This window comes from Halobellus captivus, assembly GCF_003697845.1.
Taxonomy (GTDB): Archaea; Halobacteriota; Halobacteria; order Halobacteriales; family Haloferacaceae; genus Halorubrum; species Halorubrum glutamatedens.
In genome coordinates this window covers 46,291-59,284 of record NZ_RDQE01000015.1, presented here as the reverse complement: position 1 = coordinate 59,284, position 12,994 = coordinate 46,291, and the positions used below count along the sequence as shown (strand labels likewise).

Here is a 12,994-nt window from a genome sequence, read left to right as displayed (position 1 = left end):
GATACCGATAACTAGCGATGATGGAGTACGTCGACGAGACCGCGGCGAAGATCATGGTCGCGGCCCGGCCGGGCGACTCGATCCGGCGAATCGCCCAGAAGATCGACGGCTCCTACTCGTGGGTCTACGACTGGATCGAGCGGTTGGAGGACGCAGGCTTCATCCGACGTGAGGACGGCGTCTACATCGAGAATTACGCTGTCAGGGATCGCTACTACGATCTCGTCGCGGCCATCTCTCGCGCTGTTCCCCCCTCGATCGACGACGGCTACGTCATTCCGCACTTCGCCGGGATGCCCTTTGCGTACACGAAAATCGACGGCGTCTACGTCTGGACCCACGGCGGCTATCAGATCGCCCGGGGCCACGACGATTATCCGATCTTCATCCAGGTCGCCGACCGGGATATCGGACGGTGGACGGCGTTCTTTGATGAGTTCGGGATTCCGAGCCGGATCGAAGAGCGGCCGGACGCGACCGACTACGACGCCACCGTCTCGTACGTGTTGTTCCCGACGAGTGGGGAGATCACTCGCGAGTGGGTCGACGGCAATCCGGTCATTCCGTTAGATGAGGCAATCGAGCACATGTTGGAGTACCGGGTGAACTACGAGCCGGCGTTGGAGATGATCGCCGACGAGTACGACCGCGATATCGACGCGTCCCACGAGGATCCGCGTCTCAATGCATGAGCCTCGGTGAACGCGAAGACGAACTACTGGATACGCTGGAGGCAGTCATCGACGCTGACCTGCCGTACGTGCTCGTCGGTGGGTGGGCGATCGCGGCGTTCAATCAACGCTTTACCACGGACGTCGACGTCGTCATTCCGGCCCAAGCGGTCGACGACTACACGGACCTTCTCACCCACCGCGGCTACGAGAAAACGGCCGATGTCGAGCGAAACGAACTCTACGAGGGCCGGACTATCCGGTTTACGAAAGATATCGGGAATCCGGTTCAGTTCGACGCGATGGTGGACGCGCTGGGCTGTCGCCAGACGGAAGCTGAATGGTCGTATCGCTATCTGGCCCAGCACTCTGTCACCGAGGAACTGCGAACCGGACGCCCGGTAACAGCCAGGATTCCGGAACGGGAGTTGCTGTTCGCGGTGAAACTCCACAGTGGCCGCAAGGCAGACTCTCGGGATCTGGTGGTGCTGGCTGCTGGCGCAGATTTCGACCGGATCGCGACTCATCTGCATCGCGGAGAGTCCGAGAAGCTCGCTGGTCGCATCGAGACTGTCCTCAACCGCCTCACGTCGGAGGATTTCGCAGATGCATTCAAAGGAGTCTTCGAACAGCAAACGGTTCCCGAACAGGATATCGATGCCGTCGTTGAGTTCCTTCGTGACCAGCAGCGCCGAATCGATTCTGAACGATAACATCGACTGTCGATGGGTATGTCTCGGGACCGATCGAAACACACGGGATCGGGACGCGGAACGAATTAACCAACAATGTCGACAGAGTACCCTCCAGCGTTGGTTAACAGCCGGGAAGGGGGTGTTCAGCCCTCTACAACTGTGTCGATGATCTCCTGAGCGGTCGAACTGATCCGGCCGAGACGCTCCTGAATGCTCTCCGCATCGTCGTCCTGCCACGCGGCAAGATAGAACGCTGAACCGCTCGTATCCAGGTCGAAATACCGCCCGACGATGTACGCAACAGCTTCGGCTTCGATCTCGCGTTTTGCACGCTCGGGTTCGTCGTCGACATCGAAATGGAGCAGTGCGTGGGCGTACTCGTGAACCAATGTCACCGCGAGATCGGCCTGATTTGAGCGGGCTTTCGCTTCGACGACGGGCTGGCCCTCGTGGAGAGTCCGGTGTTTGCAGACGCCTTTCGCGTCGCCATGCTCCCACTCAGCAGCGTCGACGACGCGGACGTCGACATCGAGCGTAGCTGCCGCATCAAGGAGCGCTGGCACCAGGTCGTCGGCGTTACCAGTGGCCTCGGTTTCCAACTCGGGGAGCGGTTCGCCCTCGGTTTGAGACACATCGAAGACTGCTGTTGGTTTGAATCCAACCAGTCCTTTGGACCACTCCTCGGGTGGCGTCTCGTCATAGTCACAGTCGCTTTGCTCGTGGTAACTCGGCGAATTCTCGCACTCCGGACATTGCTTGGTGATGATCGGTGCCCAGATCCAGATCGCCTGTTCGCCCTCTTGGACGTGCCGGTCGAACTCCGATCTCCACGTATTGTAGCCCGCCACGCGGGTTGCCTCGGGACACTGGCGCTTGATGAGGAGCGTGTTCCGATACGAGTAGTCGTGGAATCGACTCTGGACATCGAGCCACTCTTGGAACTCTTCGCTGGCCTGCGCGTCGACGACGCCGGCGACGAGGTCGTCGATCCACTGTTCGATGGTGCTGTTCATCTCGTCATCTCGCGTGTCGGTCTCCTCGAAGGAAACCGACGAATTACTGGTCGTAGCCATTGTGTTCACCGAATCGAGTTTACCGGGACTGCATCAGTTCAGAACGCGCCGCACCCCTTCGGGGGCGAACAAAAACCACCCTCTCGGTTATCGGAGTTCGTGGGTCTCGTCAGCGAAGCCGACCGTGACGAGGTACTTGAGGAATTCGTCGAACCGCTCGACGTCGCTAGGCGTGTCGGTCGCCAGATGACGTGCCCACTCGATAGCCCACCGGAAGGCAGGATCTGTTCCGCCCTTGCCGTGAATGTACCACCAGCGACCCGCCTTGAGGACGACCAGTGGGTTCGTCGGGGGCTGTTCGCTTGCTAAACCACGGGTTATCGACTCGATTTCTCCGGGCACGTCGGCTGGTTCTATCTCTCCGGACTGGGTGTTCGAGATATCGATCGGGATCTCATCGACTGAAACGTCGTCTACAGTTTGTTGCTGGCTCACGGAAAGTCACCTCTGGACGAAGGCTCACGACCGAGCCTCCGCCCCCTCCCCGGGCTCGAAAAACAGCACGCTGCGTCACGCTGGGGGGATGTAGACACTCTGTTCGCCAGCGATCTCCTCGAGGTCCTTCCGATGGCGATGGGTGAAGTAGCACTCGTAACTGCAGTACCCACAGACTGCACCGGTATCGTATTCAGCGACGAAGGGGCCGCGACGTGTTCGCCAGACGTTCGCTCCGCATTCGGTGCAAGCTCCCTTTTCGAGATCGGCAGGACTCGGTCCCTCGTACTCGAAGTGTAACCCAGCGTCCTCTGGTGTCGTCTCGGGCCAGATCCCATGTGACTGCCAGAACTCGCGGATGCGAGCGAGACTATGGCGCACCGTCTTTCGCACGGTGACGTGGTCGGCGTTGCGACCGCTGTCGTCCCAGCCGTCAGCCGTCCAGAACTCACCGAACTGTGCGCCACGATGGAGTCCGTTCCAGTCAACGCCGACGATGTCGGCTGGTGGCTCGTCGGTGAGTGTCGGCCTGGTCAGCTGTCGAATGGCGTGGAGCTGCTTGGGCGGACTCCCGCCGAGGATGTGGACGCGCCGTCCTCTCCAATCAGCCGGATCGGAGAACTCTTGGGCTAGACGGTCGGCGTACCCGTGTGAATACCCGAGGACGAGGGTCTCGGGTATCGCGTCGATCACCGCCCGTGACTTTGGAACGACGATGAGCTCGGCCTCAGGATAGCTCGCTTGGATCTCACGAGCAGCAGCGACGTGGGCGTCGACGTCGTCGATATCGTCGACGTCCCCGATGACCCCGACCTCTGGTTTGTACTCGAAAAAGCGGTCGACGAACCGCTCCAGATCGGGATTCCGGAAATCGTTGTCGAGCATCCCAACGGGAATCTCGAGGTTCAGGTACTGATCCGTCTGATACCCACAGTCTTCCCGAAACCCGGGGAGAAACCCGAGGGCGAGAGCATCGCCGGCAAAGGGAGCTCGGTGGAGGAACGCCACGAACTCTGTTTGTCTGGCGGCGGCGATTTCGCGGGCGGTGCTGGCGCTGGAGCTCAGCTTGAGGGACATGATTAGGCTCGCGAGGCCGCTGCTGGCTGCCCCGCACCCTTTCAGGGGCCCGAAAAACCGAAGTACAGCGGATTAACCAACAATAGGGGAACTCACGCAGAGTGTGTTGGTTAAGAACAGCGCTTACCCTTCGTCCTCACGTAACTCTTCAGCTTTCCACTTGAGCCGGCGCAGAATCTGCGTCCGATTCTGGTGCGCGTTCTCGTAGGCAACACACTCACGGAGTGTCTCCATATCCGGAATCGTCTTGATCCCGGCCTTGATTAGGCTCGTGTTCGGTGCTTCCAGACGCTTCTCTGGAGGGAATTCGTCGCTCTCTTTGTCGTCAGTGGTCCCCATCTCGAAGAGCCTCCACCCCTTTGGGGCCGACACAAACAACTCTCCGGACGATGACGCCCCATCTCTAATAGAGATAATACCGGTATAACAGCTACCGTAATGGTCATCCCCCGCGAGTGTTTACAGGCCCGTATGGAGCGAAAGACGATCTCCGTCACCGGGATGTCGTGCAACGGGTGCGAACAGAACGTGGAGACCGCCCTGCGAAACCTCGACGGTGTGAGTCGAGTCGAGGCCGACCACGAAGCTGACACGGTCGACGTGGTTCTCGAGGATGGAGTCGCAGACGGCGACGTGAACGCGGCAATCGAACAGGCTGGCTACGACGTAAAGGCTTAATCGGCCGTCACTCGACCGTCTTCCCGCTCGCCGTCGGTGCGTTCTTTTAGAGCGAATTCGGTGTTGACACCCTCACCGGAGAGGAGCTGGCCAGCGAAGCTGTTGGCGAGAACGGCCGAGACGGACAACACCATCGCAAGCATCGCGAACACCGGGTGAACAAGTCCCGTGGTCGCGGCGGCGACGCCGACGCCGTTGAACGCGAAGGCCGTCACGAGATTCTGGCGAGTCTTCCGGTAGCTCTCCGTGCCGATTTCGTAGGCGTCCATCACGCCACCGAGCCGTTCGCCCATCAGGACGATATCCGCTGACTCGATGGCGATGTCGGTCCCGGCGCCGATGGCGATCCCGATATCGGCCTGCGTGAGTGCGGGGGCGTCGTTGATGCCGTCGCCGACCATCGCAACGCGGTGGCCGGCTTCCTGCAGGCGACCGATCTCCTCGCGTTTCTCGTCGGGCAACACGTCGGCCATGACGCGGTCGATGCCGACCTCGTCGGCAACCGCGTTTGCGGTGCGCTCGTTGTCTCCAGTGATCATCACGGGCGTGATGCCGGCGTCGCGCATCCGCCGGATGGTCTCGGCGGCGTCGGCTTTGATTTCGTCGCCGATGCCGATCAGGCCGACTAGGTCACCACCACGGACGACCCCAGAGACGGTGAGCCCGCGGCCCTGGAGTCGCTCAATGTCGTGGCTCCCCTTCGACAGGTCGATTCCCTCGCCGCTAAGCCATCCCGGTTTCCCGACCAGCACGTCGTCGCTGGCCACGGTTGCCCGGACGCCCTTGCCGGTCACAGAGTCGAAATCATCGGGGTCAGCGTACTCGACATCTTGCTCGTCAGCGAACTCGAGGATCGCATCAGCGAGAGGATGCTCGGAGAAGGCCTCTGCACTGGCCGCAGTCGTGAGTACATCCACCTCGTCGGCACCGAACCCGACGACCTCGCTGACGGCGGGTTCGCCGACGGTGATCGTGCCAGTCTTGTCCAACACGATGTGGTCGACGTCGGGGAAGATCTGGAAGGCGTCGCCCGACCGCATCAGGATGCCACGGTCGGCGGCCTTTCCGCCGCCCCGGATGAGGGCGAGCGGTGTCGCCATCCCGAGCGCACACGGATAGCCGAGAACGAGGACCGCCAGCGCTGCGAACGCCCCGTGCTGGACGTTGGGGGCTGCCCCCCACGCGAGCGGTGCGACCACCCAGAAGAGGAACGAGAGCGTAGCAATCGTCAAGACGCCTGGGACGAAGTACTTGAGGACGCGGTCGGCGAGCTGAATGATGCCGGGTTTCATCGCCCGCGCCTCCTCAATCTCGCGTGCCACCTGGTTCAGGAACGCGTCCTCGCCAGTTGCAGTTACCTCGATGAGCAGCGTCCCGGTCTCGTTGACGCTGCCGCCGATCACCGCGTCGCCTTCGGACTTCTCCTCGGGGATGGACTCGCCGGTAGCGACCGACTCGTCGACTGTCGATTCACCCTCGGCGACGGTGCCGTCGACGGGGATGTTCTCGCCGGGCTTGACGCGGACGCGATGGCCAACGTCGAGGTCGTCGACTGGGACTTCCTCGACATCACCGTCGTCGGTGACTCGGCGTGCCGTGTCGGGCTGGAGGTCGAGAAGGCCTTGGACGGCTTGGGAAGCCCGTGTACGGACGATGAGGCTGGTGTACTCCGAGAGAATGTGGTAGGTGGTGATGAACACGGAGACGGCGAAGAAGTGGACGGTCGGGAAGCTCGGGAAGACGAACAGACCGAGCAACCCACCAAGTAACCCTGCGAACGCGCCTGCCTCCAGGAGGACGTGCTGGTTGAAGATCCCCCGGCGGAGGCTCTGGAAGGCTTTCTTTTTGATGTAGCGGCCAGGCCCGAACATCGTCCCGAGCGCCAGCCCCAGCGTCACCAGATCCATTACGAGAGATGCCGACTCGAAGCGTCCCATCACGACGATCATCCAGCCCATCAGCGCGGCAACGACGATGGATGCGCCGCCGGCGAGCAGGAGACGGTGCTTGCCGTCGGCGAGTTCGGCCTGCTGTTGCTCGTATCGCTTCGCTTTGTCCGGGTCGCGGATGGTATAACCGAGATCCCGGAGCGTGTCCTTCACTTCGACTTCACTCAGGATGTTGTCGTCGTACTGAACGAGGACCTCCTCGTGGGCGAGACTCACGTCGACGTCCTCGACGCCGTCGGTCCGGCTGTAGGCCTTCTTGATGCTCTCGGCACAGAACGAGCAGGACATCCCCCCGACGTTGAATTGTTCCTGTGTCGTTCCCATCGTGGTCGCTAGTTACCCAGCGAAGTGGATAACCATTACGACTATGATTATAGCGGTATCGAATAACTAAGACTGCTGTCGAGTGTGTGGCGTTACTCTTACTATCGTCGTTCCCCTATGTCCTCACAAGAATGGCGCTCCTCGAATCCGACGTGCCGATCCGCGAAGTCGTGACGACAGACCCGGAGAAAGCGAAAGCGTTGGAGAACGACGTCCGGGCGAAGATCCTCGATATGCTCGCTGCCGAAGAAATGACGATCGAAGAGATTCACGACGAACTGCATCGTCGCGGTGAGGAGAAGGCCGAGACGACGGTGCGCCACCACGTGAACGTCCTGAAGGATGCGGGAATGGTCGAGATCGCCCGGCTCGAGGAAGCTGGCGGCGGAACGCGGAAGTTCTACAAGTCGAACACGCGGGTCTTCTCCTATGAGCTCCCGGAAGAAGCAGACGAAACCCTTGCGGGGGCGCAGTCCACCACGTCCGAGGAGTTGGCATCCCTCATTGAGACGCTGTATACGAAACACGGTACTGAGATCGAGGCGGTCGCCCGCGAAATGAAGCCCTGTGAGTACTGCGACACCCAGCACTACGAGGAGTTCATCGTTCGCGAACTCCTGAACCGTGCCCTCATTGAGTTGGGCGAGAGCGGCACACTTGACGACGTATTCTCGACCGACGACTAAGGCTCACTCGATACAGCAGCTCATCTTGGACGTATCCCGGCGGAAGGCCTGACAGGCTTGTTTGAACGCCTCGGAGAACGTCGGGAAGGGGTGAACCGTATCGATGATGTCGTCGACGGTCAGGCCGAACTTCACCGCCAACGTCGCTTCCATGATCATGTCTGCGGCACGAGGCCCGACTATGTGGACGCCGACGATCTCGTCGGTCTCGTGGTGTTTGACGACCTGGACGAGCCCATCCGTGTTGCTGACGGCTTTCGCCCGCGGTACGTCCTCCATCTGAACTGTCCGGCAGGAACAGATGCCGTGTTTGTTCATATACTCGCGCTCTGTCGTCCCGACGGCTGCGACCTCGGGGCTGGTGAAGACGACCGCCGGGACGGTGTCGTAGTCGATGGTGACACCTTCGTAGTCTTCTCGCGGGCTCTGCCCGCTCGAACGGCCCACGGAGCGTAGCTCCGCGCTGCCGAAGGCGTTCTTGACGGCGTGGTTGCCCTCCTTGGCGGCGACCGTCTCCAGTTCGGGCTCGCCGATTACGTCGCCCGCCGCGTAGATGTCGGGATTTGTGGTCTGGAAGTACTCGTCGACGCGGATCGCCCCGTCAGGCTCCGTCTCGACGCCCACCCTCTCTAGACCGATATTTTCGCTATTGGGCTGGACTCCAGTTGCGACGAACAGCGCCTCGGCGGTGACCGCTCGCTCCTCGCCATCGACGACGGTCTCCACCGTGACGTCCTGCTGGCTCGGCTGGGAGCTGCCGTCGGTCGCTGCGGTCCGAACTCGTTTGAAGTCGTTGCCGGTCACGATGTCGATACCCTCCTCGTGGAGGGCCCGCTGGAGCTCCTGAGCGAGTTGGCCTTCCATATCCGAGAGGACGCGCTCGGAGCGCTGGAGGATCGTCACGTCGACGCCGACGCGGTGAAGAATCTGACCCCATTCGAGGGCAATGTACCCACCGCCGAGCATCACGATACTCTCGGGAAGGTCGCGTTCTTCGAGGATCGTCTCACTGGTGTAGTAGTCGACGTCGTCGAGGCCGTCGATGGGCGGTGCCCAGGGCGAACTCCCCGTCGCGACGAGAGCCTTCTCGCCGGTGGTTCGGGTCCCTTTGTCGGGACCGTCGACGACCTCGATGGTCGTGTCGTCACCGGAACGCGTCGCGTTCCGGTTGCCCGAGGGACTGCGTCCCTCGCTGTCGACCAGCTGGCCGTAGCCCTCGTAGATGTCGGTCTCGAAGTGCTCGGCGACGTCGACGTAGTTCTGCTGCCGGAACCGCTCGACGAGTTCGTCGGTCCCATCGAGTGCATCGGCCCAGTCGATGGTCGGTGCCTCGGGATATGTGACGGCATCGAAAGGATTCTCCGACGCTGCAGCGCCGCTCTCGGCGACGGCGAGCAGATGCTTGCTCGGGACACAGCCGACGTTCACGCAGGTCCCGCCGATTGGTAGTCCCGCGTTCACTATCGCCGTCGAGAGATCTCTCCGGCTCGCTTCGGTGATGGCGGCGAAGGCAGCGGCTCCGCCGCCGAGGATCACGAGATCATAGTCGGACGTGTGGGTCATTTGTGTCTATACTTTACGACGGAAAGTTATTATACTCCAGAGTCCAAAGCTATAGAGTAGGTTGGAGGCCACGAAGCTATGGCAGATACTACTTCATCGGCGCCCGCGTGCGAGGTCGACGGGACGTGCTACTGCCCGCTCACAGGAGTGATCAACACGTTGAGCCGGAAATACGCGATGCAACTCGTCAGCATCATCGGCGCACACGATGCACTGCGGTTCGCGGAGATCGAGGAGCACCTCCCGACTGCGAGTACGTCCACGATCTCGAAACGCCTCGACGAATTTGAGGAGGCGGGCCTCGTTTCACGGACGCAGTACAACGAAATTCCGCCACGCGTCGAATACGCGCTAACTGACGAGGGGGATGAGATTCGTTCGAGATTAGAACCGCTTCTTGAGTGGGCGACGGCGAACTCCTGACGTACGGACTCCAGTGAATTACATCCCACATCTGAAGCTCCTCCATTCAGGTGGGGGTGTTAACCCCAAGACTATCCTTTCTTCGTGTGCTACTGTGGCGCATGATAAACGAGGGAGCGTCTGCACCGTCATTTACTCTTCCAGGTCTCCGTGACGGAGAACAAACCGAGTACAGCTTGGATGAGACAACTGCCAATAATCGGGCTGCGTTGCTAGTTTTTTACCCGTTTGATTTCAGTCCTGTTTGTACAAACGAACTGTGTGCGATTCGCGATGCAGAGTGGTTTCAGTTGACGCCGGCGCTCGATGTCTGGGCAATTTCTGGTGACAGCGTCTACGCCCACCGAGCATTCGCCGAGGAATACGGCCTCAATTTCCCGTTACTTAGTGATAGCTCCGGGCGGGTTGCCGAGTTGTATGATGTCTGTTATGACGAATGGGAGAACCACGAGCGCGTCCCGCAGCGTGCCGTGTTCCTTATCGATTCCGAGCGAACGATTCGATACGCCTGGGCGACAGAAGATGCACTCGAGAAGCCGGATTTCTTCCCTGTCAAAGACGCTCTTGAGACGCTGGAAGCGGAACGCGATGAACTCGGTCCTGAGGATGTCGAATTAGTAGTCGAATATAACGAGGAACCGGAACAGCTCACGTAAACTACTATTTGAGGATCGTTTCAGTGAACGCCGCTCCGACAATCAACCCATCGCATCCTGGAATCTCTCACGGAGCGCGTCCTCACGTTCCTCGAACTGGTCGACCTTCTCCTGCAGATCATCGTTGACGCGCTCGATGCTCGCGAGTGCCCGCTCGCCGGCGAGCGACGCCTGGGACCCGTCGTCTCCGTCTGCTTCCAGCTGCTCCTCGTAGGCTCGCTCGACGCGCTCGATGGTGCCCTCCGGGTTGAACAGGATGTCGTTGGCCGTGCGAACGTAGCCGTCCAGCGACGCACCCTCCTTGCCTTGGAAGAAGTGGGTGAGCGCGTATGTCGCGCCGGAGTGCAGTGTCCACATATCGATCTCGAACGGCGACGCTGCGTTCGCCTCGGCATCTTCGGCAGCACGCTCTGCGAGATAGTCCGGGAATCCTAGCAGGCTGTAAAACTCGGTGACGGTGAACGGGAGCTCGGAGAAGTCGAGGTCGATGTCCTGGGCGTCACGGATGAATTCGAAGAGGTCGTCGGCGACGAGCTCGACCTGTGCGAGAATCTCTTCCCACCAGGTCCGGAAGTCCCGAACGTCCCCGACGTGCTTGATGACCTCCTTATCGGTGAGCGAGCGCATCGAATTCGAGCAGTACCCGTCCTGAGCGAATCCCTCTACGTAGACTGCGTGCTCACCGAAGAAGTCGTAGCCGGAGGTCACGCCCATCGTGATCGGGTCCGCCCGGCCGGGAAGCCGGACTTCGAGGCCGTCGAACATCACGTCCATATGGACCTCGCCACCGCCCCGGTAGCGCCGGATTTCGCCGAACATCACGTCATCCAGCGGCGTCCCGTCGATGGTCTCCTCGCGAAGGACCTCTTCCAAGGGCCTGTACACGTCCACCGGGTTGATGATCGCGTAACTGTCCGTGGGGACGTGAAATAATGGGTCTGCGCCGGGCTCATCGTCTGTCGCGTGGTCGCGCGCTCTCGTCGGCTCGACTAAGGCGTTGAAGCGATCCGTTTCGACCCACTCGTCGGAGTAGGGATTCCGGTATGCGACTGTCGTCTCGACGGCCTGGGGGAGGTCACGAATCGTCTCGGCGAAGGACTTCGGTTCGTCGACCGTTTTCTTCCGGCGGTACCAGTCGGGTAGTTCTGTATCGGTTCGTCCGTCGACGCCGGCGAACACGGTTCTGGATTCTGGGTCTTTCATCTTGTCTCCTCGAAATTGAATTCGTCACCCGCGACAGCGCTCTCATCACGCGCCCTGCGCCCCTCTCACGGGCGCAAAAACAACCTCTTAACCAACATTCTACCCAAAAATCCAGTACTGTTGGTTAATCATCTGGACGGTCCCGACACCTGGCTTCGGCTCTTCAATTCACTCGTCGGCTTCGCGTCGACGGCGCACCTGTTCAGGATTTGGCACCCACGGATGGTCGTCCCAGCAGTGGAGGGCGTGCTCTCGTGACGTGTCGAACAGCGTCTCACACGACCCACACTCGTAGGCGGTCTCAGGCCAGCGTTCCGTGACGAACATCGCCGTCACCGTCGACCTGACTGGATCTGGTGCGGCCGACCGCTGAACATAATCATAGCCGGTCACTGTCCGTCGACGAAGCGCTGACTGTGCCAGCCGTTCGGGCCGGTCTGCTGGGAGATACACCCAGCGGACGAACGCCTCTTCTGAGTCCTTCGCCGAGGGTTGAAGGATGAACCACCGGTCGTGATCGTCGCGGAAAAGATACCGTTCTGTTCCCCGATTTTGGAGATAGAGCGGATCCTCGCGACCGGGAATCACCCGCAGACCGATGGACGGGGATATCGGGGCGAGGAGTCGCTCTTCCAGCGTGAGCGAGCGAGACTCACCGGCTGAATTCTCGCCCTCGAAGTAGTCAAGCGTCGCTTCGTCAGTCATGATTCGCTGGGATTCGTCTCATCTGTGTCTTTCCCAGCTGTTCGCTCATGCCGGTCGTTGTATCGCTCGAGTTCTCGGCCGATGCACTCCAGCGCCGTGACGGCGCGTTCGATGAGTTGGTACGTGGCCCGCGAGAGTCGGATGTTCTCCATCAGATGTCCTCCTCTGGCTCGACGAGATCGTTACTCTCAGCGACGAGTGCCTGCACGGTTGAAGCAGGATTGTTCTCGACCGGAAGTGTTCGATGGTCGAGTGGGGCGGGATACGCCCGGTCCCCCTGCGCACAAAGTATGATCAACCACTCCTCGCTCCCTTCGGCGAGGACGACGTAGTGGTCGATATCCCGACGTTGGAAGACTGTCCGATCTGTCCGGCTCACCGCACTCCAGTTCGCCGGTAGTGACGATGACGGCGTCCCACCATCTGGCGTGAGTGCTCGGTACTCTTCGAATTCAGCGAGTGCCGCCTCGATATCCTCCCCGGTGAGGTGCCAGCAGTCGGCCGGGCCATCACACACCAGCTGACTGACCACGTCGTTGCGGAACTGGATGTAGTGATGCTGGGCGACAGTTTCGTCGTCGGTATAATCGAGGAGGAGCGCACAGGCGAGCTGTGCCGGTCCGCTCCCGACGTAGCCCCAGTCGAATCCCGCCGGGCTATGCCGCACGAGACCGAGACTTTGATGGGGGGAGAGGCGTTCGTGTGCGGTGAGGTTCAGGACAACTGGCGTTCCGTCGACACGCATCCCGACGTACTCGACGCGGTCTGTACTCGCCTGACATCGCTCATCCGTATCCTGTACGACTGCTCGTGGGTCGGTAGTCGAATTCGTCTCCATCGGTTGAATGCGGGCGTT

At 60.7% G+C, this 12,994-nt stretch carries 16 protein-coding genes; 6 read left to right on the top strand and 10 right to left on the bottom strand.

Annotated features, from left to right (window positions below; translation table 11 throughout):
• The first annotated feature begins 20 nt into the window (after positions 1-20).
• Positions 21-692: a helix-turn-helix domain-containing protein gene (locus tag EAO78_RS15580; protein WP_122106729.1), complete on the top strand. Its 672-nt coding sequence runs from the start codon at positions 21-23 to the stop codon at positions 690-692.
• A complete protein-coding gene (locus EAO78_RS15575) occupies positions 689-1,384 on the top strand; it encodes a nucleotidyltransferase domain-containing protein (RefSeq protein WP_122106728.1) in 696 nt (231 codons plus the stop codon). The genes EAO78_RS15580 and EAO78_RS15575 overlap by 4 nt, the downstream gene beginning before the upstream one ends.
• A gap of 125 nt (positions 1,385-1,509) precedes the next feature.
• Here EAO78_RS15575 and EAO78_RS15570 read toward each other — a convergent pair whose 3' ends face one another.
• From EAO78_RS15570 to EAO78_RS15555, 4 genes are all read right to left on the bottom strand, one after another.
• Complete coding sequence (locus EAO78_RS15570) at positions 1,510-2,439, bottom strand: ArdC-like ssDNA-binding domain-containing protein (protein WP_122106727.1); 930 nt, start codon at positions 2,437-2,439, stop codon at positions 1,510-1,512.
• 87 nt (positions 2,440-2,526) lie between these two features.
• Positions 2,527-2,874, bottom strand: a complete 348-nt coding sequence (locus tag EAO78_RS15565; RefSeq protein ID WP_119712848.1) for a hypothetical protein — start codon at positions 2,872-2,874, stop codon at positions 2,527-2,529.
• 75 nt (positions 2,875-2,949) lie between these two features.
• Positions 2,950-3,951, bottom strand: coding sequence for a DUF6610 family protein (locus EAO78_RS15560; protein ID WP_092893726.1), 1,002 nt, complete (start codon positions 3,949-3,951; stop codon positions 2,950-2,952).
• 123 nt (positions 3,952-4,074) lie between these two features.
• The gene (locus EAO78_RS15555; protein ID WP_119712890.1) at positions 4,075-4,290 is read right to left on the bottom strand and encodes a hypothetical protein; all 216 of its coding nucleotides are present in this window, start codon (positions 4,288-4,290) and stop codon (positions 4,075-4,077) included.
• A 132-nt stretch (positions 4,291-4,422) separates the two neighbouring features.
• Here EAO78_RS15555 and EAO78_RS15550 point away from each other — a divergent pair, with 132 nt between their 5' ends.
• Positions 4,423-4,629 carry a heavy-metal-associated domain-containing protein gene (locus EAO78_RS15550; RefSeq protein ID WP_092893838.1) on the top strand — a complete coding sequence of 69 codons (207 nt, stop codon included), beginning with the start codon at positions 4,423-4,425 and terminating at the stop codon, positions 4,627-4,629.
• Here the strand turns inward: EAO78_RS15550 and EAO78_RS15545 are convergent.
• Entirely contained in the window at positions 4,626-6,902 is a 2,277-nt protein-coding gene (locus EAO78_RS15545; RefSeq protein WP_092893837.1) for a heavy metal translocating P-type ATPase, read from the bottom strand. The two genes, EAO78_RS15550 and EAO78_RS15545, sit on opposite strands and share 4 nt — an antisense overlap.
• 131 nt (positions 6,903-7,033) lie before the next feature.
• On the opposite strand from EAO78_RS15545, the gene EAO78_RS15540 reads away from it, so the two are divergent.
• The gene (locus EAO78_RS15540; RefSeq protein WP_092893836.1) at positions 7,034-7,588 is read left to right on the top strand and encodes an ArsR/SmtB family transcription factor; all 555 of its coding nucleotides are present in this window, start codon (positions 7,034-7,036) and stop codon (positions 7,586-7,588) included.
• 3 nt (positions 7,589-7,591) lie between these two features.
• Here EAO78_RS15540 and merA read toward each other — a convergent pair whose 3' ends face one another.
• The gene (gene merA, locus EAO78_RS15535; protein WP_119712847.1) at positions 7,592-9,151 is read right to left on the bottom strand and encodes a mercury(II) reductase; all 1,560 of its coding nucleotides are present in this window, start codon (positions 9,149-9,151) and stop codon (positions 7,592-7,594) included.
• Positions 9,152-9,229: 78 nt separating this feature from the next.
• Between merA and EAO78_RS15530 the strand changes: the two genes are divergently transcribed.
• Both EAO78_RS15530 and EAO78_RS15525 read left to right on the top strand, forming a co-directional pair.
• Positions 9,230-9,574, top strand: a complete 345-nt coding sequence (locus EAO78_RS15530; RefSeq protein ID WP_092893834.1) for a winged helix-turn-helix transcriptional regulator — start codon at positions 9,230-9,232, stop codon at positions 9,572-9,574.
• Positions 9,575-9,675: 101 nt separating this feature from the next.
• Positions 9,676-10,230, top strand: a complete 555-nt coding sequence (locus tag EAO78_RS15525) for a peroxiredoxin (RefSeq protein ID WP_092893833.1) — start codon at positions 9,676-9,678, stop codon at positions 10,228-10,230.
• 42 nt (positions 10,231-10,272) lie between these two features.
• Here EAO78_RS15525 and EAO78_RS15520 read toward each other — a convergent pair whose 3' ends face one another.
• The 4 genes from EAO78_RS15520 to EAO78_RS15510 form a co-directional block, all read right to left on the bottom strand.
• The gene (locus EAO78_RS15520; protein WP_122106726.1) at positions 10,273-11,433 is read right to left on the bottom strand and encodes a hypothetical protein; all 1,161 of its coding nucleotides are present in this window, start codon (positions 11,431-11,433) and stop codon (positions 10,273-10,275) included.
• A gap of 168 nt (positions 11,434-11,601) precedes the next feature.
• A complete protein-coding gene (locus EAO78_RS18760) occupies positions 11,602-12,138 on the bottom strand; it encodes a hypothetical protein (protein WP_006183437.1) in 537 nt (178 codons plus the stop codon).
• Positions 12,135-12,290 (bottom strand): hypothetical protein, encoded by a 156-nt coding sequence (locus EAO78_RS18280; RefSeq protein ID WP_006183438.1) that lies wholly within the window; start codon positions 12,288-12,290, stop codon positions 12,135-12,137. The genes EAO78_RS18760 and EAO78_RS18280 overlap by 4 nt, the downstream gene beginning before the upstream one ends.
• Positions 12,290-12,976, bottom strand: a complete 687-nt coding sequence (locus EAO78_RS15510; RefSeq protein ID WP_006183439.1) for a DUF6166 domain-containing protein — start codon at positions 12,974-12,976, stop codon at positions 12,290-12,292. Before EAO78_RS15510 ends, EAO78_RS18280 begins: the two co-directional genes overlap by 1 nt.
• Between the last annotated feature and the right edge of the window lie 18 nt (positions 12,977-12,994).